Here is a 22,989-nt window from a genome sequence, read left to right as displayed (position 1 = left end):
GCCCGGCGGCTTCCGGGCCACCTGGGCGCCACATGGCGGCACACCCGGGACCCGCCGGCCGCCGCGCCCCCGCGGCCGGCGTCGGACACGCCCCGTGGGCTTGCCCGAGCCCGTGTATGCGGCGTGCACAGCGGCGGACGTGCCAGGATCGGTGTGCCATGACTGTCACTCACGAAACCCAGACGTCCGTAGCCGTCGACCCCGCCTCCCTCCACACCCCCGTCATCGCCTGGTTCGACCAGCACGCCCGTGACCTGCCCTGGCGCCGCCCCGAAGCAGGCGCATGGGGCGTGATGGTGAGCGAGTTCATGCTGCAGCAGACCCCGGTGACGCGGGTCCTGCCCGTGTACAAGCAGTGGCTGGACCGCTGGCCGCGCCCCGCCGACCTGGCCAGGGATGCCCCCGGTGAAGCCGTCCGAGCCTGGGGCCGGCTCGGCTACCCCAGGCGGGCCCTGCGCCTGCACGGCGCCGCGCAGGCGATAACGGAGCGGCACGGCGGTGAGGTCCCGACCGACCACGCGCAGCTTCTCGCGCTGCCGGGGATCGGCGAGTACACGGCGGCGGCCGTTGCCTCCTTCGCGTACGGGCAGCGGCACGCCGTCCTGGACACCAACGTCCGGCGGGTGTTCGCGCGCGCCGCGACGGGCATCCAGTATCCGCCGAACGCGACGACGGCGGCCGAGCGCAAGCTTGCCCGCATGCTGCTCCCGGAGGAGGAGCGGACGGCGGCCCGCTGGGCGGCGGCCTCGATGGAGCTGGGCGCGCTGGTGTGCACCGCCAAGAACGAGGACTGCGCGCGCTGCCCGATCGCGGGGCAGTGTGCCTGGCGGCTGGCCGGCAAGCCGGCGCACGTGGGGCCCGCACGACGCGGCCAGACGTACGTCGGCACGGACCGGCAGGTCCGCGGCAAGCTGCTCGCCGTGCTGCGCGAGGCCGTGACACCGGTGCCGCAGTCGGCCCTGGACGCGGTCTGGCACGAGCCGATGCAGCGGGGCCGTGCTCTGGACGGGCTGGTCGCCGACGGACTGGTCGAGCCGCTGGAGAACGGTCATTACCGTCTCCCGTTGACCTGAGCGGGCACGGGGCCAAAGCCTCTACCCCCCTCACCCCTCACCTGAAACATCCGCTGTTACACAACCGATGGATGGCCGTGCGCCCTCCGACGGCTGCTCCGCACAGTGCCGTGACAACACCTCCGTAGCTTCTTGTGACGCAGGAGAAACACAAGAGCGGCAAAGCACGTAGAGCTTGGTCACGGGGACGGAGGCGGTTGGAATGGCGCACGGCGAGGTGCTCGACTTCGAGGAGTACGTACGCACCAGGCAGGAGGCGCTGCTGCGCAGCGCCCGCCGCCTCGTCCCCGACCCGGTCGACGCGCAGGACCTGCTCCAGACCGCGCTCGTACGCACCTACGGCCGGTGGGACGGAATCGCGGACAAGTCGCTCGCCGACGCGTACCTTCGCCGCGTGATGATCAATACGCGCACAGAGTGGTGGCGGGCCCGCAAGCTCGATGAGGTCCCCACCGAGCAGCTGCCCGACGCCAGCGTCGAGGACGGCAGCGAGCAGCGTGCGGACCGGGCTCTGCTGATGGACGTGCTCGGAGTGCTGGCGCCCAAGCAGCGCAGCGTCGTGGTGCTGCGGCACTGGGAGCAGATGAGCACCGAGGAGACCGCCGCCGCGCTCGGAATGTCGGCCGGTACGGTGAAGAGCACGCTGCACCGGGCGCTCGCCCGGCTCCGCCAGGAACTCGAGGCACGGGAGCTGGACGCCCGCACCCTGGAGCGGTACGAGGCGCGGCGTGCCGATCGGCATGACGGACGGGAGCGGGAGCGGTGCGCGGCCTGAGAGGCAGGGGCAGCAGCAGGACCATGGCGGCGAGCGGCACGGCGACGGCCGGGCTCGTCGCCGCGGCGCTGTTCGCCGCCGGCTGTTCCACCGGGGGCACGGGGGTGGAGGACGAGGGTGCGGCGCCCTCCCAGGCCACGAGCAGGGCGGCCCCGGTGCCGCCCGCCGGTGACGCGGGCCATTTCACGGAGTCGGTGGACGCGGTCAAGCTGCTGATGGCCGACCCGAAGGTCAGCGCCCGGGTCAAGGCGGATCTGCGGCCGTGCGCGAAGGACTCGTACCCCGTCGACACCTCGTACGCGGTACTCACCGGAAATGACGCACCCGACGTCATCGTCAACGTGCTGACCTGCGGTGACGCGGTCGGCATGGGCACGTATGTGTACCGGGAGACCGGAAAGACCTACGAGAACGTGTTCTCCGTCGAGGAGCCGGCGGTCTATGCGGCGGTCGACCGGGGCGATCTGGTGGTGACCAAGCAGGTTTACGCCAAGGACGACCCGGTGGCGGAGCCGTCCGGCGAGGAAGTGAGCACCTACCGCTGGTCGGCGGGCAGGTTCACCCGGGAGTTCTGGGTGCGCAACGAATTCAGCAGGGCGGTCGGCGAGGGCGAGGTGGTCGCCTCCGAGGCTCCCGCGCCGAGCGGCAACTGAGAGAACTGAGAGAGCGCCGGATGGCCGAGACCCATGTCCTGTTCGTCGAGGACGACGACGTCATCCGCGAGGCCACGCAGCTCGCCCTCGAGCGCGACGGCTTCGCGGTCACCGCTGTGCCCGACGGGCTGCTCGGCCTCGAGGCGTTCCGGGCGGACCGGCCCGACATCGCGCTGCTGGACGTGATGGTGCCCGGCCTCGACGGGGTGAGCCTGTGCCGACGGATCCGCGACGAGTCGACGGTCCCCGTGATCATGCTCTCGGCACGTGCCGACTCGATCGACGTGGTCCTCGGCCTGGAGGCCGGGGCGGACGACTACGTCACCAAGCCCTTCGACGGCGCCGTGCTCGTCGCCCGTATCCGTGCCGTGCTCCGCCGCTTCGGCCATGCCGGCGGCCCGGCGGGCGACGGCGGACCCGCGGGGCGGCAGGAGCAGGGCGGCGCGCTGACCTTCGGCGACCTCGAGGTCGACACCGAGGGCATGGAGGTGCGCAGGGCCGGCACGCCGGTGTCGCTGACGCCGACCGAGATGCGGCTCCTGCTCGAGTTCTCGTCCGCCCCCGGCACCGTGCTCTCCCGCGACAAGCTGCTGGACCGGGTCTGGGACTACGGCTGGGGCGGCGACACCCGGGTCGTGGACGTCCATGTCCAGCGTCTGCGCACCAAGATCGGCCAGGACCGGATCGAGACGGTCCGCGGCTTCGGCTACAAGCTCAAGGCCTGAGGCACGCCATATGAGTGCCGCAGCACCTTTCGCCGAGGAGAGTTCCACCGCATGAGGCGTCTCGTCCTGCGCACCGGCGTCCGCTGGAAGATCAGCATTGCGATCGCGGCGGTCGGCGCCCTGATCGCCATGGCGCTCAGCCTGGTCGTGCACAACGCCGCCCGGGTCTCCATGCTCGACAACGCCCGCGACGTCCAGATGGACCGGGTCCTGCTGGCGCAGCGCTGGTACGAGACGTCCAAGAACAGGGACCCGCGCTTCAACAGCAAGATCAACGATCCCGCACTGCCGGACGAGCTCCAGCGGCTGATGCGTGAGAAGCGGCGCGGCTCGTACATCGACGAGGGCCACGACGGGACGCCCGAGATCTGGGCCGCAGTGCCTTTGGCCGGCGGTGACGTGCTCTCCCTGCACACGGCGTTCGCCGGGCGCGGCGCCGAGATCATGCAGGACCTGGACCGGGCGCTGATCATCGGTTCGGTCTCGGTCGTACTGGGCGGTTCCGCGCTGGGTGTCCTGATCGGCGGGCAGCTCTCACGCCGGCTGCGCAAGGCGGCCGCGGCGGCGGGCAATGTCGCCGAGGGCAACCACGAGGTCCGGGTGCGGGACGCCATCGGCGGCGTGGTGCGCGACGAGACCGACGATCTGGCGCGGGCCGTCGACGCGCTCACCGATGCCCTCAACGAACGGATCGAGGCCGAGCGCCGGGTCACCGCGGACATCGCCCACGAACTGCGCACACCGGTGACGGGGCTGCTCACGGCGGCCGAGCTGCTGCCGCCCGGGCGCCCGACCGAGCTCGTACGGGACCGGGCGCAGGCCATGCGGACGCTGGTGGAGGACGTGCTGGAGGTGGCCAGGCTCGACAGCGCCTCCGAGCGGGCCGAACTCCAGGAGATCCAGCTGGGCGAATTCGTCGGGCGCAGGGTCGCCGTGTTCCACCCCGAGGCGGAGGTCCGGGTGGTGCACAACTCCTGGGTGAGCACCGACCCTCGGCGTCTCGAGCGCATCCTCGGCAATCTGCTCACCAACGCGGCCAAGTACGGCAAGGGCCCGATCGAGGTCACCGTCGAGGGCCGGGTGGTGCGGGTAAGGGACCACGGACCCGGATTCCCGGAGTCGGTGTTGCGGGAGGGACCGAGCCGGTTCCGCACGGGTGCCAGCGACCGTGCGGGTACGGGGCACGGTCTGGGCCTCACGATCGCGGCCGGTCAGGCGCGGGTGCTCGGGGCGAGGCTGACGTTCCGGAACGCCGCGCCGGAGGGCTCGACGCCGCTGGGGGCCTGTGGCGGGGCGATCGCGGTGCTCTGGCTGCCCGAGCACGCGCCGACGAACACCGGGAGCTTCCCGGTGCTGACACCGGCGGAGAACCGGGAGCCGGAGCGGCCGAAGAGGCTGAAGCGGCCCCGGCTGAAGCGTCGCGGCTGAGCCCCTGCCGTGTCCGGGGCGCACAAAGGCCCCACCCGGGTAGGGCGGGGCCTTCTGATCACCCCGGCGCTGTGCGACGGGGCGGGCTCAGGCGTGCGTCACAGGTTGACGCCGGCGGAGCGCAGGAACGACATCGGGTTGAGCGCAGAGCCGTAGTTCGGCGTCGTGCGGATCTCGAAGTGGAGGTGCGGGCCGGAGGAGTTACCGGTGTTGCCGGACTTGGCTATGTTCTGGCCGGTCTTCACCTTCGCGCCCACGTTCACGTTGATCTTCGACAGGTGGGCGTACTGGGAGTACTTACCGTTGTTGTGCTTGATCACGATGGCGTTGCCGTAGGCGGGGCCGTCGCCGCCGCCGTTCGGGCCCGCCTTGACGACGGTACCGGCGCCGACCGCCTTGACCGGCGTGCCGATCGGCACGGCGAAGTCCTGGCCGGAGTGCTTGGCGGCCCACATGGCGCCACCCTGCGCGAAGCTCGCGGTCAGCGTGTACTTGGCGACCGGCTTGACCCACGCCGGGGCCTTCTTGACGGGCTTCTTCTTGGCGGTCTTCTTGGCGGCCTTCGCCTTCGCGGCGTTCGCCTGTGCGTCGGCCTGGGCGGCGACGGCAGAGGCGGCGTCAACGACGACCGGCTTGGCCGGCTTGCCCGCGTCGGCGGAGGCGACACCCGCACCGGCTCCGACGACCATCACGGCACCCATTCCGGCGGCCACGACAGCACCACGGGTACGGAGCACGGACGGGCGGAGCTGGTGGATCATGGTGCGCTTCGACATACGGGAGAACCTCCGGGCATGAATGGACCCGATGCATCCGCACCGGGCTGGCTCCACATTGGTAACCCGTGGCCCCAAGTCGTCTCAAACCCCCCAACTACGACATTGCGTCGTAGTGGCATCCGCGGAAATACGCCTCTTGACTCCCGGCCGAGATGTGCGCACCGACGGAAAACGGGGCCTCTTATGCCCGGGACCGACCGGTTTAACCGCATGTCCTGGCCACGAGCCCCGGGAGCGACGCCCTGCAACCGAACCCGCGGACGAGGAGCCCGGACGCCTCGGGCCGACCGGATCCCCCATGAGGGGCAAAACGGATATTCCGATCACTAATCCACCTAGTAGTACCCAAAACGCCTGTGCGCCTTGTCACGGAGGGGCCCCTTTCGGGGGTCCGGAATCGTGAGCCAGGCCACGCGCGACGGCCATGGGAAAGTGCTCCGGACCACACCGGAAAAGGGGCCGCGAGGTGACCGGGGCCACAGAATTCGGCCCTTTTCATCTACCGGAAGGCCCGCCGCGCGTCCTTCCGGGAAGGATCCGCTTCCGGGATCCTCCTGTGCCATGAGTAGACCCGTGGTTCGTATCCGTCACCGCGCGCTGCGCCGCGCCTGGATCTGGCCGCTCGCCGCCGGCCTCGTCTGCACGCTCACCTGGAGTTCGCCGGCCGGGGCCGGCCCGTCCGACACCGGCCTCAAAGGCGCCCTCGACAAGGTCCTCGCGGACCCCAGGATCGACGGCGGCGCCCTGAGCGTCGTGGTCGCCGACGCCGATACCGGTGAGCGCCTCTACCAGCGCGACAGCGGCGACCGTCTGATGCCCGCGTCCAACACCAAGCTCGCCACCTCCGCCGCCGCCATGGCCGTACTGGGCCCGGGCCACCGCTTCAGCACCGACGTGCTGACCACCGGCCGCCGCGACGGCGCCACTCTCACCGGCGACCTGTACCTGCGCGGCAGCGGCGATCCCACCCTGCTCGCGGCCGACTACAGACGCCTCGCGGCGGACGTCGCGGCGTCCGGCATCAAACGCGTCACCGGACGCCTCGTCGCCGACGACACCCGCTTCGACGACAGGCGCCTCGGCCGGTCCTGGGCGGCCGACGACGAGTCCGCCTACTACTCCGCGCAGATCTCGGCGCTCACCCTCGCTCCCGATACCGACTACGACTCCGGCACCGTCGTCGTCGAGGTCGCCCCGGGCACCCGGCCGGGCGAGCGCCCCCGCGTGACGCTGACCCCGCCCACCGACTACGTACGCCTCGACGTCAGCGCCACCACGGTCGAGGCGGGCCGGCCGGACACCCTGGCCGTCTCCCGTGACCACGGCACGAACAGGCTCACGATCAGCGGTGACGTCCCCGTCGGCTCGGCAGCCGCCAAGGAGTGGATCGCGGTCTGGGAACCGACCGGCTACGCGGCCGCCGTGTTCGCCGACGCACTCGCCGAGCACGGCGTACGGGTCTCGGGCACTCCCCGCCTGGGCCGCCCGACCCCCGCCGGGGCGCGCATGCTCGCCTCGCACCGCTCCATGCCGCTCAGCGAACTGATGCACCCGTTCATGAAGCTCTCCAACAACATGCACGCGGAGGCGCTCACCAAGGAGATGGGACACCGGGCGTCCGGCCGGGGCACCTGGGACGCCGGCCTCGCCGCGATCGGCGCCCAGCTGAAGAAGGAGGGCGTCAGGACCTCCACCCTCCGCCAGGCCGACGGCTCCGGACTGTCCCGGATGAACATGTTTCCGGCCGCCGAGCTGGCGACCCTCCTGCTCTCCGTCCGCGACGCCCCCTGGTTCGCCGACTGGTACGAGTCCCTGCCGGTGGCCTGCGCCCCCGACCGCGCCGTGGGCGGAACGCTGCGTTCCCGTATGTGCGGCACCCCGGCCGCCCTCAACGCCCGGGGCAAGACCGGCTCGCTGACGGGTGCCTCCGCGCTGTCGGGATACGTCACCGACGCCGCGGGACGCGAACTCGTCTACAGCGTCGTCCTCAACAACTACCTCGCCTCCTCGGTGAAGAGCATCGAGGACGCGCTGGTCGTCACCCTGGCGTCCTCGGACACCGCGGCGGGCACGATCGTGCCCGCGTCGCCCCCGCGTGCCCGCACGGCGGAACCCGAGGCCTCGCTGGAATGCTCTTGGCGCAAACCCGCCTCCTGCTGACCCCGCGGGGGTCAGCCTGGATGCCGGCGTGCCCCCTGGCCCACCGGCACCAGGTTGGGGCCCCCTGGCCCACCGGCACCAGGTTGGGGCCCTGGCACGGCGCGCACGCCGCGGCATTGAAGCGACCCAAGCCCTGACAGGGCGCCGACCGGGGGGCCTGGCCCTCCTGTGCGCCAGCAGCGCCACAGTGCCTCGGCAGGCAGCCCTGCTGACCCTGTCGGACCCGCCGGACAACAGCGGGCGGGCCGGTGCTCCGGCCCGCCAGAGCACCGGTCAGCCCACGCAGGGCCCCGGCACTGCGTGTGCTGCTGCCAGGGTCCGCCGACGACAATGCGGGCGCCCCAGCTCACGAGGACGCCCACACAGCCTCGGCATGGCACGCCACCCGAGCCCTGACAGGCCCCGCCGCGGGCTGCGGCAGGGCCCTGGCGGGCCAGAGCCCCCTGGCGCGTACGCAGGGCCTCGGCGCGGCACGCCTGCTGCCGACCGGGCCTGACGGCGGCAGCAGGAGCGCACGGGCCCACCCAGGGCAGCACGCAGCACCCGCATGGGACGTCCCGGCCGCCTCCTGACACGGTCGCCGCCTGCTGACACGGTCAGGGCCGGCGACGACGGCGGTCGGCCACGACGCACCTGGGCACCAGGCGGCGCAAGGTCTGGGACGCGTCTCGCGGACCCTGGGCCCCGGCAGGGCACCAGGCAGCTCACGCACGGCGCGTCGCGGCACGCGAAAGAGGCGGGCCCCGGACCTTTGTGGGTCCGGGGCCCGCCCCGTCACGTCAGCCGGCCCGGCAGGGCCGTTACGCGTCCTTCGACAGGTTCGGACCGGTGCCACCGGCCGCCTGCTCGATCGGCGGGACGTCGGGCAGAGCCGACTTCTCCTCGCCGCGGAAGGTGAACTTCTTCTCCTCACCCTCGCCCTCGGTGTCCACGACCACGATGTGACCGGGGCGCAGCTCGCCGAAGAGGATCTTCTCCGACAGGATGTCCTCGATCTCGCGCTGGATCGTCCGGCGCAGCGGCCGGGCGCCCAGGACGGGGTCATAGCCCTTCTTGGCGAGGAGCGACTTGGCCGTGGCGCTGAGCTCGATGCCCATGTCGCGGTCCTTCAGACGCTCGTCCACCTTGGCGATCATGAGGTCGACGATCTGGATGATGTCTTCCTCGGTGAGCTGGTGGAAGACGACCGTGTCGTCGACGCGGTTGAGGAACTCGGGCCGGAAGTGCTGCTTCAGCTCTTCGTTGACCTTGACCTTCATCCGGTCGTAGTTCGACTTGACGTCGCCCTGGGCGGCGAAGCCCAGGTTGAAGCCCTTGGAGATGTCCCGGGTCCCGAGGTTGGTCGTCATGATGATGACCGTGTTCTTGAAGTCCACGACGCGTCCCTGGGAGTCGGTCAGACGACCGTCCTCCAGGATCTGCAGAAGGGAATTGAAGATATCGGGGTGGGCCTTCTCGACCTCGTCGAAGAGGACGACGGAGAACGGCTTCCGGCGGACCTTCTCGGTGAGCTGGCCGCCCTCTTCGTAGCCCACGTATCCGGGGGGCGAACCGAAGAGACGGGAAACCGTGTGCTTCTCGCTGAACTCCGACATGTCGAGGGAGATCAGTGCGTCCTCGTCACCGAAGAGGAATTCGGCGAGCGTCTTGGAGAGCTCGGTCTTACCCACACCGGACGGGCCGGCGAAGATGAACGAGCCACCGGGGCGCTTCGGGTCCTTCAGACCGGCCCGCGTACGGCGGATGGCCTGCGAAAGGGCCTTGATGGCGTCCTTCTGTCCGATGACGCGCTTGTGGAGCTCGTCCTCCATGCGCAGCAGACGCGAGGACTCCTCCTCGGTCAGCTTGAAGACCGGGATGCCGGTGGCGGTCGCGAGGACCTCGGCGATCAGCTCACCGTCGACCTCGGCGACGACGTCCATGTCGCCGGCCTTCCACTCCTTCTCCCGCTTGGCCTTCGCCGCCAGCAGCTGCTTCTCCTTGTCGCGGAGCGAAGCTGCCTTCTCGAAGTCCTGGGAGTCGATCGCGGACTCCTTGTCGCGGCGGACGCCGGCGATCTTCTCGTCGAACTCGCGCAGGTCCGGCGGCGCGGTCATCCGGCGGATGCGCATCCGGGAGCCGGCCTCGTCGATCAGGTCGATCGCCTTGTCCGGCAGGAAGCGGTCCGAGATGTACCGGTCGGCCAGGGTGGCGGCCTGGACCAGCGCCTCGTCCGTGATGGAGACTCTGTGGTGGGCCTCGTAACGGTCGCGCAGACCCTTGAGGATCTCGATGGTGTGCGGCAGCGACGGCTCCGCGACCTGGATGGGCTGGAAGCGGCGCTCGAGCGCCGCGTCCTTCTCCAGGTGCTTGCGGTACTCGTCGAGCGTGGTGGCGCCGATGGTCTGCAGCTCGCCTCGCGCCAGCATCGGCTTGAGGATGCTCGCGGCGTCGATCGCGCCCTCGGCGGCGCCCGCACCCACCAGGGTGTGGAGCTCGTCGATGAACAGGATGATGTCGCCGCGGGTGCGGATCTCCTTGAGGACCTTCTTCAGGCGCTCCTCGAAGTCACCGCGGTAGCGGGAGCCGGCGACCAGCGCGCCGAGGTCCAGGGTGTAGAGGTGCTTGTCCTTGAGGGTCTCGGGCACCTCGCCCTTGACGATGGCCTGCGCCAGGCCCTCGACGACCGCCGTCTTACCGACGCCGGGCTCGCCGATGAGGACCGGGTTGTTCTTGGTACGGCGGGACAGCACCTGCATGACCCGCTCGATCTCCTTCTCGCGCCCGATGACCGGGTCGAGCTTGGACTCACGAGCGGCCTGGGTGAGGTTCCGGCCGAACTGGTCGAGGACCAGGGAGGTCGAAGGAGTGCCCTCGGCCGGGCCGCCTGCCGTGGCGGCCTCCTTGCCCTGGTATCCGGAGAGCAGCTGGATGACCTGCTGCCGCACCCGGTTGAGATCGGCGCCCAGCTTCACGAGGACCTGGGCGGCGACGCCCTCGCCCTCGCGGATCAGGCCGAGCAGGATGTGCTCGGTGCCGATGTAGTTGTGGCCCAGCTGAAGAGCCTCCCGGAGCGACAGCTCCAGGACCTTCTTGGCACGGGGCGTGAAGGGGATGTGACCGGACGGGGCCTGCTGGCCCTGGCCGATGATCTCCTCCACCTGCTGGCGGACCGCCTCGAGCGAAATCCCGAGGCTCTCCAGGGCCTTAGCGGCGACACCCTCACCCTCGTGGATAAGGCCCAGGAGGATGTGCTCGGTGCCGATGTAGTTGTGGTTGAGCATCCGGGCTTCTTCCTGAGCCAGGACGACAACCCGCCGCGCGCGGTCGGTGAACCTCTCGAACATCGTTAATCGCTCCTCAGAGCGGTCAGGCAGTAAGGGGTCGGTCCCCTCCCTGTCCTTCCGCAGCTTAGTCCCGCAAGCGGGGACCGCTCATTCCAACTGCCGACACCCGTCTGTGGCCTCCTGACCCCTGAACGCCGACAACTGCTCCAACCCGATGGTGCGAGACGATGTTCCCGCAGGCCAGGCAGTTACCCCCACCGCCACTACGCCGATGGCGAACGTGAGACTGCCCTGCGAGCGTGTCGCCCCTCCCCACTAGGAATGTCTTACCCGCTGCCACCGACAGTCCATGCAGCGTGCACCCCGTCCCTCAGCTACGGGCGAACAACCTTGCGCCGTTCCATGCGCGTGCGCGCCCCCGAATTCGCCACGTTCAGCAATGCCTCTAGTACGTTGCGTAACCATCATCGTGGCCGCGCAGTTTGCGGAACATGCCCTTCACCGTGCCGTCCCCCCGCGCGCCCTTCGAGGGCGGCGCCGCGCAGTGGTACCGCAGCGAACTCGGCTGGGCGGCGACGGAGGGCAGTCCCGTGCTGCTCACGACGGGGGTGCGGTTCGATGTGCTCGACCTGCCGGCGGACGCCGGAGCGGCGGCGCTCCGCCGGGTCGCCCGCACCGGGCCGGTCGCCCTCGTGGGGCAGCGAATGCGGCTGCTGGTCGCTCCGGGAAGCGCGGAGGAGCTGCCGGGGCTGCTCGACTGGCTGGAATGGGGCGGCGTCGATCTGGATCTGACCGCCCTCGGCGCGGGCGGATCGATGACCGCCCCGCCGCCGCCCGGGCGTCCTCGTGCCGGTCGGGCCGCCATGTGGCTGCGGCCCCCCGCGCCGGGGCGCGAGGCACAGCTGCCCGCTCTCGCCGGCCTCGGGGGCAGTGGGGATGCCCCCGATCTCGTACGGCTGGTGGACACGGCGGCCACCGAGTGCCACCGCGCCCGACTGACGCGTACGGCGCGTACGAATACGCGACGGGCGACGACTCAGCCGTTGGCCTTCTCGTAGGCCTCACGGACCGTCGCGGGGACACGGCCGCGGTCGTTGACCTCGAAGCCGTTCGCCTTCGCCCAGGCGCGGATCTCGGCGGTGTCCTTGTTGCCGCCCGTCGTCGCACGGCCCTTGCCGCGCCCGGTCGCCGCACGGCCACCGGTGCGCCGGCCGTTCTTCGTGTACGGCTCGAGCAGACCCCGGAGCTTGTCCGCATTGGCGGTGGTGAGGTCGATCTCGTAGGTCTTGCCGTCCAGTGCGAACGTCACCGTCTCGTCCGCCTCGCCGCCGTCGAGGTCATCGACAAGAAGGACCTGAACCTTCTGTGCCACCGGGATTTCCTTCATCGAAAATGCAGTACGCGGAAAGGAAACCGCTTTTCCTTGGAAAACACAAACCCTTGACAGAGGTTCAGAACCGCGAGAACGCGGGAAACGTGCGCGATTCGGACATAGGGATCCGGGGCTCTAGAGGCGATCACAGGTGCAGAAGCATCCGGCTGTTGCCCAAGGTGTTCGGCTTCACTCGTTCGAGACCCAGGAACTCTGCGACACCCTCGTCATAGGAACGCAGGAGCTCGGCGTAGACATCGGTGTCGACGGGCGTCTGAGTCTCCCCGATCTCGACGAAGCCGTGCTTACCGAAGAAGTCCACTTCGAAGGTGAGGCAGAAAACTCTGCGCACTCCCAGCCTGCGCGCGGTGGCCACCAGCTTCTCGAGAACCTGGTGACCGATGCCGTGACCCTTGAAGGCCGGGTCGACGGCGAGAGTTCGCACTTCCGCCAGGTCCTCCCACATGACGTGGAGAGCGCCGCAGCCGACCACCAGGCCGTCCTCGTCGCGTTCGGCGACCCAGAACTCCTGGATGGCTTCGTAAAGAGTCACCGTCGCTTTGTCGAGCAGGATGCCTTCACCGACGTACGGGTCCACGAGCCGGCGCACGTCCGGCACATCGCCGGTCCTCGCGCGCCGGACGGTGAAGGCATTTGCTGCGGCATAAGGCATGGGCCCGACGCTATCGCTCCGCTGCTCCGGGGTCCTCGGCGGCCTCGTTGCCCTGAACGAGACGCACTGCGGCTTGCAGCGACTCGCGCTGCTCGGGGGACATCATGCCGAAGAAGGCGACAAGAGCCGCCGCGGGGTTGTCGCTCTTGGACCATGCTTCGTTCATCAGTGCGGCCGCGTAGGCGGCGCGGGTGGAGACGGCTCTATATCGATAGGCCCGGCCCTCGACTTCCCGGCGGACCCAGCCCTTCTGATGGAGATTGTCCATTACCGTCATGACGGTGGTGTACGCGATGGACCGTTCCTTCTGGAGGTCTTCCAGGACTTCCCTGACCGTCACCGGCCGGTTCCATTGCCAGATCCGTGTCATGACGGCGTCTTCGAGCTCTCCCAATTGGCGGGGCACACCACCACCATAGTGGGAGATCAGGGATCAACTGCCCTTTGACGTGACAAAAAGGACGCACGGCGGGAATTCCACCGTGCGTCCTCGGCCGTCGGGGACGGCCCTCAGTTGTCGCGTCCGGTCTGCGGACCGGACTTCGTCCGGGCCAGCGCCGCGTCCACGGCGGCGTCCTCCTTGGCCTTGTTCGGACCGCCCTGGCTCTTGACGATCGTCACGACCAGGCCGATGAAGAACGCGGCCATCACCACGGGAGGCACAAGCGCGGAAACGTAGTCCATGCCGTCCAGGGTAACTAGCCGACGGCCCACTGCTCCGGCGGGGGCACAGGCTTACGGCGCGGCGGGAACACCTCGGAGGGCTTGGGCACGGGGCGCTCGTCCGGCGCGGGCGGCTTCGGCTGTGGCTGCGGTTGCGGTCTGGGCTTCGGCGCGTCGGCGGCACGGCCCCCGGGGAGCGCGAGGAGCCGGGCACGCCGGGGCGCCTGGGCGGGCGCCGGGACGTGGACGACGCGGCCGGCGAGCCGGTCGCGCACCGACTGCTCCGCCAGGCCCTGACAGCGCCGCAGCACGGCCGCGGCGGCCGGATTGCCGCGCAGGGCGCGCAGCGCCGCCAAATCGTCCGGGCGGGGGTCGTAACCGGCGGCGAGGGCGTCCTGGAGGCGCTCCAGGTAGCTGGTGGCCGTGCCGGGCAGGGCGTCGCGGTAGCGGGCGAGGTCGGCGACGAGGAACGCACGCAGCCGGCCTGCCTCGCGGACCGCCTCGTCGACGGAGTCGGCCAGGCGCAGACATTCCCGGACGTCGTCGTCGGCCAAGGGGACGGGGTGAAGGGCGACGGCGAGGGCGCGTCGGAGCACACGCAGCTCGTCCGCACCGAACGCCATGCCGCCACGGGATCCGTATGGCGTGGGCATGTCCCGACAGTACGTCCTAATTGCCCAAAATCCGCTTAACGCCCACCCGTGGGCGCGGCGTGGCTCCACGCGGTCCGGGGGTGCGGCCGGGCAACGCCCGCCGGCACCTCCGGACCACGTCACCGTGTCCCCGCGCCCTGGTTCAGGCCCGGCGGCGGCGCAGGAGCAGAGCGGCTCCCAGAGCCACGGCCACGGCGGACGCCGTACCGATCAGCACGACCGCGGAGGTACCGGTGGAGGCCAGCTTCCCGTTCGGCGATCCCGCAGCGGCGGAGGGACCGGCGCCGGTCGCCGGCGAGGCCGAGAGGCTCGGGCTCGGGTTCGGCCCCGGCGAGGCGCTCGGCGCCGGAGACGGGCTCGCCGACGGAGACGCGTCACCGGTCACCTCGAGCCTCACCGGAACGGTGTTGTTCGACAGGTCCGGATCGTTCACGCCGCCCGGCAGGACCAGCGACAGAGTGCCCGGCCTGCCCTGCTCGGGCTTGCGGTCGATGTGCACCCGAAGGACGTTGTAGTAGTTGTTCAGCCCGCAGCGGATCGGCTCGTCCGCGGAGCGCCCCGCGGTGCAGTAGCCGATGTCCGAAGGATGGCTGCCCGGTTCGGGCGCAGCGAGGGACACTCCGTCAGGCAGGGTCACGACAGCTTGACGCACAAGTGTTTCGCCGGCCTGGTCGGGCCCCAGGTTGAGGGCCTGCGGCAGCTCGACCTCCGCATAGCTGCCGACCGCACCCTCGAGCGTCACCCCGGAGGCATCGCCCGGTGCATCCCCGTCCTGGAACGACCAGTCGGTCGTCCACTCGCCCTCCGTCACGAACGGCAGTTGGCCGCCCTCCGTGCTCAGCGTCCCGATGTCCACGGGCTTCAGACCGAGCACACGGCCGTTCCCCCTCGGTTCACGACGGTAGTCCGTGTATTGGAGCGGGTTCCCGACGGGACGGACGCTGTAGCCGTAGGCCCCCTTCACACGGCGCTTCGTCTCGGTGACGGCATCGAAGTCGCCGTCCGTCTCGTACGCCGTGCCCGGCATCAGCGGCCCGGGGAACTCGCAGTGGGCCACGGCCTTTCCGTAGTAGCAGTTGCTGTACCTCTCCCCGGTGAAGTCGAGCGCGTCGCCCACCGCGACTCTCATCACCACGCCGGTCGGCATCTCCACCTGACCGGCATTGCCGAAGGCAGGGGTGACGGCGGGCAGCGAACCCCGCTCCGATTCCGGCACGGTGTACGGGGCATGGGACCGGTAGACCGGCTGGTGCTCCCCGATGAACACCCGGGTCGACCTGGTCAGCGTGCCGGCGTTGTCACTGGTGACCGTGACCTTGATCGGCCCCGCCTCGCCGATCTCCGCTCCCGCGACCGCCTTGATCCTGAACGGCGTCACATAGGTGCGCTCGTAGAAGTCCCCCTGAGGGCAGGTGACCACATGGTCCTGCCGTGTGCAGCGGTATCCGAGGCCGGAGAGGGTGACCTTGCCCTTGAGGGCGGACGCGTCGTAGACGGCCACCACGTTCTTCGCGTTGCGCTCCTCGCCGCCCCCCGGCTGCCGCACGGCGAGGATCGTCTGGAACCGGTTGTTGACGTCGGTGCCGTCGGGCCGCGCGAAGTAGGACTCCTGCGCGTCCATTTCGATCAGCGTGAAGTCGCTCGCGGCCTGAGCGGCCTGGGCCGGCGCGCCCAGGGCCGTGCCGAACAGGGCCGTCGTCGCCAGAGCCGCCATCAGGCCGGCCTTGCGTCCACTCATGTTGGATACCCCCTCCACGGGCGGACCGGTGCACCGCCCGCGGAGCAAGACCCCTGCCGGGCAGGAAGGGTTGTACGGTCCCGCAGGCCGCCCGGACGTCACCGGGCGGGCCTCACATGCGGGAGACGTTGCGCTCGTACACCAGCCGCAGTCCGATCAGCGTCAGCCACGGCTCGTGCTCGTCGATCGCCGTCGCCTCGCCGAGGATTATCGGGGCGAGACCGCCCGTCGCGATCACCGTCACGTCGTCCGGGTCCTCCGCCAGCTCGCGCTTCATCCGCTGGACGACACCGTCGACCTGGCCGGCGAAGCCGTAGACGATGCCGGACTGCATGGCCTCCACGGTGTTCTTGCCGATCACGCTCCGCGGGCGGGCCAGCTCGATCTTGCGCAGCTGCGCGCCCTTGACACCGAGCGCCTCGACGGAGATCTCTATGCCCGGAGCGATCACACCGCCGGTGTACTCGCCCCGTGCGCTGACCGCGTCGAACGTCGTCGCCGTACCGAAGTCGACGACGATCGCGGGACCGCCGTAGAGGTCCACCGCGGCGACCGCGTTGATGATGCGGTCCGCGCCGACCTCCTTCGGGTTGTCCATCAGGATCGGCACGCCGGTCTTGATGCCGGGCTCCACCAGGACCGCCGGGACGTCGCCGTAGTAGCGGCGGGTCACCTCGCGGAGCTCGTGCAGCACGGAAGGGACCGTGGAGCAGATCGCGATGCCCTCGATGCCGTCGCCGAGTTCGTCGCCGAGCAGCGGGTGCATGCCCATCAGGCCCTGGAGCAGGACGGCGAGTTCGTCGGCGGTGCGCCGGGAGTCGGTGGAGATGCGCCAGTGCTCGACGATCTCCTCCCCGTCGAAGAGGCCCAGGACGGTGTGGGTGTTGCCGACGTCGATGGTGAGCAGCATCAGCTCTCGACCTCGCGGAGGTCGAGGCCGATGTCGAGGATCGGCGAGGAGTGCGTGAGGGCGCCCACGGCGAGGTAGTCGACGCCGGTCTCGGCGTAGGCGCGGGCGTTGTCGAGCGCGAGCCGGCCGGAGGACTCAAGGACCGCGCGGCCCGCGACGACTGTGACGGCCTCCGCCGTCGCCGCCGGGGTGAAGTTGTCGAGGAGGATCAGGTCGGCGCCGGCGTCCAGGACCTCGCGCACCTGGTCGAGGGTGTCCACCTCGACCTCGATCGGGAGGTCCGGGAAGCGGTCCCGCACGGCCTTGAAGGCCGCCGCGACGCCGCCGGCCGCGATCACGTGGTTGTCCTTGACCAGCGCGGCGTCGGACAGCGACATGCGGTGGTTGACGCCGCCGCCGCAGCGCACCGCGTACTTCTCCAGTGCCCGCAGGCCGGGCGTGGTCTTGCGGGTGTCGCGGACCTTCGCCCTGGTGCCCTCGAGGGCGTCGGCCCAGGCGCGGGTGGCCGTGGCGATGCCGGAGAGACGGCACAGGATGTTGAGTGCGCTGCGCTCGCCGGTCAGCAGGTCACGGGTGCCCGCGGTGACGGAAAGGAGCTTCTGGCCCGCCTCGACGCGGTCGCCGTCCTCGACGTGCCGTTCCACCTCGAACTCGGTGGTGCAGACGATCGAAAGGATCGCCTCCGCGACCCGCAGACCGGCGACCGTGCCCGCCTCGCGGGCGGTGAAGTCGCCGGTCGCGACGGCGTCCTGGGGGACGGTCGCGACGCTCGTCACGTCGACGCCGCCGTCCAGGTCCTCCTCGATGGCAAGGTGCGCTATGTCCTCGACCTGGACGGGGTCGAGCCCGGCCTCTGCGAGGAGCGTGGCGAGCGCCGGGTCGAGACCGCACTCGTACACCTCTTCGGCGCAGCCGCAGTCGTCCCCGCAGCCGCCGCCGGCCGGGGCGCCGATCTGGATCAGCGGTACGTCCACGGGGCTCGGGCGTTCATCGGGCGTGCTCACGGTTACGGCTCCCTGGGTGCGTCGGGGACGGACAAGGTATCGGTGGACGGGAAGGCTGTCCCGTCGGTGTGCCGGACGACGAGCCGGCGGTCCGGCGCGAGCCGTACGACGAGATGGCGGCGCCACTCGGCGTCGTCCCGCTCCGGACGGTCCTCGCGCCAGTGGCAGCCGCGGGTCTCCTCGCGCTCCAGGGCAGCCGCGGTCAGCACGCGGGCCACGCACAGGAGGTTCGAGGTCTCCCACGACTCGACGCCGGGCTCCGCCGTCTTCCCGGATCCTTCGCGCTCCTGCACGGCGGTCACGTACACCGACTCGAGGGCTGCGGCCGCGGCGGCGAGCGACGCGGCCGAGCGCAGCACGCCGGCGCCGTGGGACATGATCCGCTGGATCTCCGCGCGCTCCTCCGGGGCGATGAGCGGCAGCAGGGACGGCTCACGCGGTGCGGCGGGCGCGACGCAAGGCCACGGCCGCCTGGCGGCGATGTCGGCGGCGATGCGCTCCGCGAAGACGAGCCCTTCGAGCAGCGAGTTGGACGCGAGGCGGTTGGCGCCGTGGACTCCGGTGCAGGCGACCTCGCCGCAGGCGTAGAGGCCGGGAACGGTGGTGCGGCCCTGCAGGTCCGTGCGTACGCCGCCGGACGCGTAGTGGGCGGCGGGAGCGACCGGGATCGGCTCGGTCACCGGGTCGAAGCCGTGGGCCCGGCAGGCGGCGAGGATCGTGGGGAAGCGCTGCTCCCACATCTCGGCGCCGAAGTGGCGGGCGTCCAGGAGCATGTGGTCGGCGCCCTGCTCCTGCATGCGGCGCATGATGCCCTTGGCGACGATGTCGCGCGGGGCGAGCTCGGCCAGTTCGTGCTGTCCGACCATGAAGCGGACGCCGTCCGCGTCGACCAGGTGGGCACCCTCGCCGCGTACCGCCTCGGAGACCAGCGGCTGCTGGCCCTCGCTGTCCGGGCCGAGGAACAGCACCGTCGGGTGGAACTGCACGAACTCGACGTCCGAGACCTCCGCGCCCGCGCGGAGCGCGAGCGCCACGCCGTCGCCGGTGGAGACGGCGGGGTTGGTCGTCGCGGAGAAGACCTGGCCCATGCCGCCGGTGGCGAGCACGACCGTCGGGGCGTGGACCGCGCCCACGCCGTCGTGCTGGCCCTCGCCCATGACGTGGAGCGTGATGCCCGCCGTCCGCCCGTCCGCGTCGGTGAGCAGGTCGAGGACCAGGGCGTTCTCGATGGTCCGCAGCCCCTGGTCGCGGACCGCGTCGACCAGGGCGCGGGAGATCTCGGCGCCGGTCGCGTCGCCGCCGGCGTGCGCGATGCGGCGCCGGTGGTGGCCGCCCTCACGGGTCAGCTCGATCTCACCGGACGCCGGGTCGGTGTCGAAGTGCGCACCCGTGGCGATCAGCCGGCGCACGGCGTCGGGCCCCTCGGTGACGAGGGCCCGCACCGCCGCCTCGTCACACAGGCCGGCACCCGCCACCAACGTGTCCTCCAGGTGCTGTTCCGGGGTGTCGCCGTCGCCGAGCGCCGCGGCGATACCGCCCTGCGCCCAGCGCGTGGAACCGTCGTCGAGGCGGGCCTTGGTGACGACGACCGTATCCAGACCGGCCGCCGCGCAGCGCAGTGCCGCCGTGAGCCCGGCGACTCCCGAGCCGACCACGACGACATCCGCGTCGATGGCCCAGCCCGGGGCGGGGGCGGTCAGCCGTATTCCGGTCACTTGGCGGCTCCGTCGTTCAGTGCGGTCCCGGGATGCGCGGTTCCGAAGTCCAGCGGGATGTTGTCGATGAGGCGGGTCGAGCCGACCTTGGCCGCGACGGCCAGGACCGCCTCGCCCCTGTGGTCGTCGGGCACCTCCTCGAAGGTCGCCGGGTCGACGAGTGCCACATAGTCCAGCGCGAGCGGCGGCTCGGCCTTCGCCGCCTCGTCCAGGACGGTCCGGGCCGCGGCCCGGACGGCGTCGGCGCCGACGGGCGGCCATGCCTGGGCCACCGCGTGCGCGTCCGCCGCCGCACGGGCCTCGCCGAGCTTTGAGAGCGCGGCGGCGCGGGTGGGCGCTGCCGGAACCACTTCGGCCCTCGCGTGCAGGGCCTGCTGGGCGGCGAGCCGGTCGGCAGCCGCGAACAAGGCGCGGGAGAGGGCCAGGGCGGTCCGCCGCTCGCCGGCGGACAGGTAGCGGTTGCGGCTGGAGAGCGCGAGGCCGTCGTCCTCTCGGACGGTGGGCACGCCGACGATCTCGACCGGGAAGTTCAGGTCGCGCACCATCCGGCGGATCAGGGCCAGCTGCTGGGCGTCCTTCTGCCCGAACAACGCCACGTCCGGGCCGGTGAGATGCAGCAGCTTGGCGACGACGGTGAGCATGCCGTCGAAGTGGCCGGGACGGGTCCGGCCTTCGAGGCGCTCCCCCATCGGGCCTGCCGTGATGCGGACCTGCGGCTGCCCACCCGGGTAGACCTCCTCGACGGACGGGGCGAACACCACGTCGGCGCCCGCCTCTTCGGCGGTCCGGAGGTCGGCGTCGAGGGTGCGGGGGTAACGGTCGAGGTCCTCTCCCACGCCGAACTGAAGGGGGTTGACGAAGACCGTGACGATGACGAAGCCCTTGCGGCCGACGCGCTCACGGGCGGTACGGATCAGGGAGGCGTGTCCCTGATGGAGGGCGCCCATGGTCATCACGACGGCGGTGCGGCCGGGGACGGCGTGGTGCTCCACCACGTACCGCAGGTCCTCCCTGGTCGGTACGAGCTCGAAGTCGCGGCTCATCGCAGGTCCCCCTCGGCCAGCACGCCCAGCAGATCCTCCGCGAGCTCCGGCTTGAGCATGCCGTGCGCGAGGGCGCGGTCGGCGGTCGTACGGGCCATCGCCAGATAGCCGGCGACGGCGGCGGGAGCGTGTTTGCGCAGCTCGGCGACGTGCGCGGCGACGGTGCCCGCGTCGCCCCTGGCGACCGGCCCGGTCAGGGCGGCGTCACCGGAACGCAGGGCGTTGTCCAGCGCGGCGCCGAGAAGGGGGCCGAGCATCCGGTCGGGGGCGCCGACGCCCGCGGCGCGCAGCAGTTCCATCGACTGGGCGACCAGCGTGACGAGGTGGTTCGCGCCGAGCGCGAGGGCCGCGTGGTAGAGCGGGCGGTTCTGCTCCTCGATCCACTCGGGCTCGCCGCCCATCTCGATGACCAGCGCCTCCGCGGCGAGCCGCAGCTCCGCGGGCGCGGTCACGCCGAAGGAGCAGCCGGCCAGCCGCTGCACGTCGACCGCCGTGCCGGTGAAGGTCATCGCGGGGTGCAGGGCCAGCGGCAGCGCCCCGGCCCGCAGCGCGGGCTCGAGCACCTTGGTGCCGTACCGGCCGGAGGTGTGCACGAGCAGCTGCCCGGGCCGTACGGCGCCGGTCTCGACGAGACCCTCCACCAGGCCGGGGAGCGCGTCGTCTGGCACGGTCAGCAGCACCAGTTCCGCGCGGGCCAGCACGTCCGCGGGCGTCACCAGCGGGACGTCCGGGAGCATGGCGGCGGCACGGCGGACGGAGGCGTCGGAGACTCCCGACGCGGCGACCGGCCGGTGACCGGCGAGTTGCAGGGACGCGGCGAGCGCGGGCCCTACCCGGCCCGCTCCGACCACGCCGACGGTCAGCCGGGCGGGGCGGTCCCGCGGGTCGAGCGGTTCCTGTGGTGCTGTGGGATTCACGCGGCGGTGCCTTCCGTTCCAGTCCGCACGGGTACCGGACGATTTCTCGTCCACGATGCTACGCCAGCGTTTCCGGCACCCCGCAGTTGTCCACAGGCTGTGGGCGATGATCGGAACGTGACGGACACGAACGGAACGAACGAGTACGGCAAGCAGACGGAGCACGACGACCGGCACCACCGGACAGAGCCGGACGTCCCGGACGCCCTGGACGAGCAGGACGAGCAGGACGAGCAGGACGAGCGGCGCCGCCGCCTCGCCGCGTGGCGCGCGTCGGACCGTGTGCTGTCGCGCGTCTCCGCCGACCGGCGGATCGGCGAGCGCCTCGCGGCGCTGGCGGAGGCCGCGGGCGAGGTGCACGACCTGGACGACTGGACCGACGTGTACGGGAACGGGGTCGTGGCGGAGCTGGAGCGACGTACGGCCTCGCTGCTCGGTTTCCCGGCCGCCGCGTTCTTCCCGACCGGCACGATGGCGCAGCAGGTGGCGCTGCGCTGCTGGGCGGCGCGCACCGGGAACGCGACGGTCGCGCTGCACCCCCAGGCGCATCCGGAGGTGCACGAACGCTCCGCCTTCTCCGTGGTGAGCGGCCTGCGCACGGTCCACCCCACGACGGAGCCCCGGCTGCCGACGGCCGACGAGGTGCGCGAGTGCGACGAGCCCTTCGGCGCGCTGATGCTCGAACTGCCGCTGCGGGACGCCGGCTTCGTACTGCCCACCTGGGAGGAGCTGGTGGCCGTCGTGGAGGCGGCGCGGGAACGTGATGCGGTGGTGCACTTCGACGGCGCGCGCCTGTGGGAATGCGCCCCGCACTTCGGCCGCCCGCTCGACGAGATCGCGTCCCTGGCGGACAGCGCGTACGTGTCGTTCTACAAGTCCCTGGACGGCATGTCGGGGGCGGTGCTCGCCGGTCCGGCGCCCCTGATCGACGAGGCACGGGCCTGGCGGCACCGGTACGGGGGCCAGCTGTTCCAGCAGTACCCGGCAGCCCTGTCGGCGCTGCTGGGCCTCGAAAGGGAGCTGCCCCGGCTGCCGTCGTACGTGGCCCACGCGAAGGTCGTCGCCGCGGCACTCACGGACGCGCTGCGCGAGCCGGCCGTCCCCTGGGCGCGGATCCACCCGCCCGTTCCGCACACGCACCAGTTCCAGGTCTGGCTGCCGTACGACAAGGACGTTCTCAACGAAGCGGCGCTGACGCAGGCGGAGGAGACCGGCGTGACGCTCTTCCGACGCTGGTTCTCGGAGGGCTGCCCGCCGGGCGTCTCGGTCACCGAGGTGACCGTCGCGTCCGAGGGCCTCGAGTGGACACCTCAGGACGTGGCGGAGGCGGCCTCGGAGTTCGCACGCCGCCTCCGGTAGCCCGCACACACCTCCGCGCGACCCCCGGCCGAACGCGTCATGGCCACCGGCCGGACGCGCGGCGTGACGAACCGGTGCCGGCC

21 protein-coding genes are annotated in these 22,989 nt (G+C 71.2%); 8 read left to right on the top strand and 13 right to left on the bottom strand.

Annotation, left to right across the window (positions count from 1 at the left end; all coding sequences use genetic code 11):
* Window positions 1-158: 158 nt before the first annotated feature.
* From MDN94_RS09930 to cseC, 5 genes are all read left to right on the top strand, one after another.
* On the top strand, window positions 159-1,073 hold the full coding sequence (locus MDN94_RS09930; protein WP_482725501.1) for an HhH-GPD family protein: 915 nt from the start codon (window positions 159-161) through the stop codon (window positions 1,071-1,073).
* A gap of 202 nt (window positions 1,074-1,275) precedes the next feature.
* A complete protein-coding gene (locus tag MDN94_RS09925; RefSeq protein WP_453466886.1) occupies window positions 1,276-1,848 on the top strand; it encodes a SigE family RNA polymerase sigma factor in 573 nt (190 codons plus the stop codon).
* Complete coding sequence (locus tag MDN94_RS09920) at window positions 1,836-2,501, top strand: hypothetical protein (protein WP_482725500.1); 666 nt, start codon at window positions 1,836-1,838, stop codon at window positions 2,499-2,501. Before MDN94_RS09925 ends, MDN94_RS09920 begins: the two co-directional genes overlap by 13 nt.
* A 20-nt stretch (window positions 2,502-2,521) precedes the next feature.
* A complete protein-coding gene (gene cseB / locus MDN94_RS09915; RefSeq protein ID WP_482725499.1) occupies window positions 2,522-3,226 on the top strand; it encodes a two-component system response regulator CseB in 705 nt (234 codons plus the stop codon).
* A 51-nt stretch (window positions 3,227-3,277) separates the two neighbouring features.
* On the top strand, window positions 3,278-4,654 hold the full coding sequence (gene cseC / locus MDN94_RS09910) for a two-component system sensor histidine kinase CseC (RefSeq protein WP_482725498.1): 1,377 nt from the start codon (window positions 3,278-3,280) through the stop codon (window positions 4,652-4,654).
* A gap of 98 nt (window positions 4,655-4,752) precedes the next feature.
* On the opposite strand, the gene MDN94_RS09905 is transcribed toward cseC, so the two are convergent.
* The gene (locus MDN94_RS09905) at window positions 4,753-5,430 is read right to left on the bottom strand and encodes a M23 family metallopeptidase (RefSeq protein WP_482725497.1); all 678 of its coding nucleotides are present in this window, start codon (window positions 5,428-5,430) and stop codon (window positions 4,753-4,755) included.
* 564 nt (window positions 5,431-5,994) lie between these two features.
* On the opposite strand from MDN94_RS09905, the gene dacB reads away from it, so the two are divergent.
* Window positions 5,995-7,593 carry a D-alanyl-D-alanine carboxypeptidase/D-alanyl-D-alanine endopeptidase gene (gene dacB / locus MDN94_RS09900; protein ID WP_482725496.1) on the top strand — a complete coding sequence of 533 codons (1,599 nt, stop codon included), beginning with the start codon at window positions 5,995-5,997 and terminating at the stop codon, window positions 7,591-7,593.
* A gap of 800 nt (window positions 7,594-8,393) precedes the next feature.
* On the opposite strand, the gene MDN94_RS09895 is transcribed toward dacB, so the two are convergent.
* Window positions 8,394-10,919, bottom strand: coding sequence for an ATP-dependent Clp protease ATP-binding subunit (locus MDN94_RS09895; RefSeq protein WP_441263672.1), 2,526 nt, complete (start codon window positions 10,917-10,919; stop codon window positions 8,394-8,396).
* Between the two features lie 431 nt (window positions 10,920-11,350).
* On the opposite strand from MDN94_RS09895, the gene MDN94_RS09890 reads away from it, so the two are divergent.
* Complete coding sequence (locus MDN94_RS09890; RefSeq protein WP_482725495.1) at window positions 11,351-11,917, top strand: SCO3374 family protein; 567 nt, start codon at window positions 11,351-11,353, stop codon at window positions 11,915-11,917.
* Here the strand turns inward: MDN94_RS09890 and MDN94_RS09885 are convergent.
* From MDN94_RS09885 to MDN94_RS09835, 11 genes are all read right to left on the bottom strand, one after another.
* Complete coding sequence (locus MDN94_RS09885; protein WP_005314111.1) at window positions 11,896-12,231, bottom strand: histone-like nucleoid-structuring protein Lsr2; 336 nt, start codon at window positions 12,229-12,231, stop codon at window positions 11,896-11,898. The genes MDN94_RS09890 and MDN94_RS09885 overlap by 22 nt on opposite strands.
* Window positions 12,232-12,376: 145 nt before the next feature.
* Complete coding sequence (locus tag MDN94_RS09880; RefSeq protein WP_005314113.1) at window positions 12,377-12,904, bottom strand: amino-acid N-acetyltransferase; 528 nt, start codon at window positions 12,902-12,904, stop codon at window positions 12,377-12,379.
* A gap of 10 nt (window positions 12,905-12,914) precedes the next feature.
* Window positions 12,915-13,310, bottom strand: a complete 396-nt coding sequence (locus tag MDN94_RS09875; RefSeq protein ID WP_005314115.1) for a BlaI/MecI/CopY family transcriptional regulator — start codon at window positions 13,308-13,310, stop codon at window positions 12,915-12,917.
* 104 nt (window positions 13,311-13,414) lie between these two features.
* On the bottom strand, window positions 13,415-13,588 hold the full coding sequence (locus MDN94_RS09870; RefSeq protein ID WP_482725494.1) for a hypothetical protein: 174 nt from the start codon (window positions 13,586-13,588) through the stop codon (window positions 13,415-13,417).
* A gap of 14 nt (window positions 13,589-13,602) precedes the next feature.
* Window positions 13,603-14,190, bottom strand: coding sequence for a hypothetical protein (locus MDN94_RS09865; protein ID WP_441263719.1), 588 nt, complete (start codon window positions 14,188-14,190; stop codon window positions 13,603-13,605).
* 172 nt (window positions 14,191-14,362) lie between these two features.
* Complete coding sequence (locus tag MDN94_RS09860) at window positions 14,363-15,958, bottom strand: hypothetical protein (RefSeq protein ID WP_482725493.1); 1,596 nt, start codon at window positions 15,956-15,958, stop codon at window positions 14,363-14,365.
* A gap of 112 nt (window positions 15,959-16,070) precedes the next feature.
* Window positions 16,071-16,868: a type III pantothenate kinase gene (locus tag MDN94_RS09855; protein ID WP_441263669.1), complete on the bottom strand. Its 798-nt coding sequence runs from the start codon at window positions 16,866-16,868 to the stop codon at window positions 16,071-16,073.
* Complete coding sequence (gene nadC, locus MDN94_RS09850) at window positions 16,868-17,872, bottom strand: carboxylating nicotinate-nucleotide diphosphorylase (protein WP_441263668.1); 1,005 nt, start codon at window positions 17,870-17,872, stop codon at window positions 16,868-16,870. The genes MDN94_RS09855 and nadC overlap by 1 nt, the downstream gene beginning before the upstream one ends.
* A gap of 2 nt (window positions 17,873-17,874) precedes the next feature.
* A complete protein-coding gene (locus MDN94_RS09845) occupies window positions 17,875-19,587 on the bottom strand; it encodes an L-aspartate oxidase (protein ID WP_482725492.1) in 1,713 nt (570 codons plus the stop codon).
* A complete protein-coding gene (gene panC / locus MDN94_RS09840; protein ID WP_482725491.1) occupies window positions 19,584-20,630 on the bottom strand; it encodes a pantoate--beta-alanine ligase in 1,047 nt (348 codons plus the stop codon). The genes MDN94_RS09845 and panC overlap by 4 nt, the downstream gene beginning before the upstream one ends.
* Complete coding sequence (locus tag MDN94_RS09835) at window positions 20,627-21,547, bottom strand: Rossmann-like and DUF2520 domain-containing protein (protein WP_482725490.1); 921 nt, start codon at window positions 21,545-21,547, stop codon at window positions 20,627-20,629. The genes panC and MDN94_RS09835 overlap by 4 nt, the downstream gene beginning before the upstream one ends.
* Window positions 21,548-21,754: 207 nt before the next feature.
* On the opposite strand from MDN94_RS09835, the gene MDN94_RS09830 reads away from it, so the two are divergent.
* Window positions 21,755-22,906: a threonine aldolase family protein gene (locus MDN94_RS09830; protein ID WP_482727043.1), complete on the top strand. Its 1,152-nt coding sequence runs from the start codon at window positions 21,755-21,757 to the stop codon at window positions 22,904-22,906.
* Window positions 22,907-22,989: the final 83 nt, after the last annotated feature.

It is taken from the genome of Streptomyces sp. WAC00040 (genome assembly GCF_056835925.1).
Note: the sequence above shows the minus strand (reverse complement) of the source record. Positions and strands in the feature narration are given on the sequence as shown.

What these genes read in the sequence shown, in the direction of transcription:
- MDN94_RS09930 (WP_482725501.1), top strand. Translation starts at nt 159, where the DNA reads ATGACTGTCACTCACGAAACCCAGACGTCCGTAGCCGTCGACCCCGCC.
- MDN94_RS09925 (WP_453466886.1), top strand. Translation starts at nt 1,276, where the DNA reads ATGGCGCACGGCGAGGTGCTCGACTTCGAGGAGTACGTACGCACCAGG.
- cseB (WP_482725499.1), top strand. Translation starts at nt 2,522, where the DNA reads ATGGCCGAGACCCATGTCCTGTTCGTCGAGGACGACGACGTCATCCGC.
- cseC (WP_482725498.1), top strand. Translation starts at nt 3,278, where the DNA reads ATGAGGCGTCTCGTCCTGCGCACCGGCGTCCGCTGGAAGATCAGCATT.
- MDN94_RS09905 (WP_482725497.1), bottom strand. Translation starts at nt 5,430, where the DNA reads ATGTCGAAGCGCACCATGATCCACCAGCTCCGCCCGTCCGTGCTCCGT.
- dacB (WP_482725496.1), top strand. Translation starts at nt 5,995, where the DNA reads ATGAGTAGACCCGTGGTTCGTATCCGTCACCGCGCGCTGCGCCGCGCC.
- MDN94_RS09895 (WP_441263672.1), bottom strand. Translation starts at nt 10,919, where the DNA reads ATGTTCGAGAGGTTCACCGACCGCGCGCGGCGGGTTGTCGTCCTGGCT.
- MDN94_RS09890 (WP_482725495.1), top strand. Translation starts at nt 11,351, where the DNA reads ATGCCCTTCACCGTGCCGTCCCCCCGCGCGCCCTTCGAGGGCGGCGCC.
- MDN94_RS09880 (WP_005314113.1), bottom strand. Translation starts at nt 12,904, where the DNA reads ATGCCTTATGCCGCAGCAAATGCCTTCACCGTCCGGCGCGCGAGGACC.
- MDN94_RS09870 (WP_482725494.1), bottom strand. Translation starts at nt 13,588, where the DNA reads ATGGACTACGTTTCCGCGCTTGTGCCTCCCGTGGTGATGGCCGCGTTC.
- MDN94_RS09865 (WP_441263719.1), bottom strand. Translation starts at nt 14,190, where the DNA reads ATGGCGTTCGGTGCGGACGAGCTGCGTGTGCTCCGACGCGCCCTCGCC.
- MDN94_RS09860 (WP_482725493.1), bottom strand. Translation starts at nt 15,958, where the DNA reads ATGAGTGGACGCAAGGCCGGCCTGATGGCGGCTCTGGCGACGACGGCC.
- MDN94_RS09855 (WP_441263669.1), bottom strand. Translation starts at nt 16,868, where the DNA reads ATGCTGCTCACCATCGACGTCGGCAACACCCACACCGTCCTGGGCCTC.
- panC (WP_482725491.1), bottom strand. Translation starts at nt 20,630, where the DNA reads ATGAGCCGCGACTTCGAGCTCGTACCGACCAGGGAGGACCTGCGGTAC.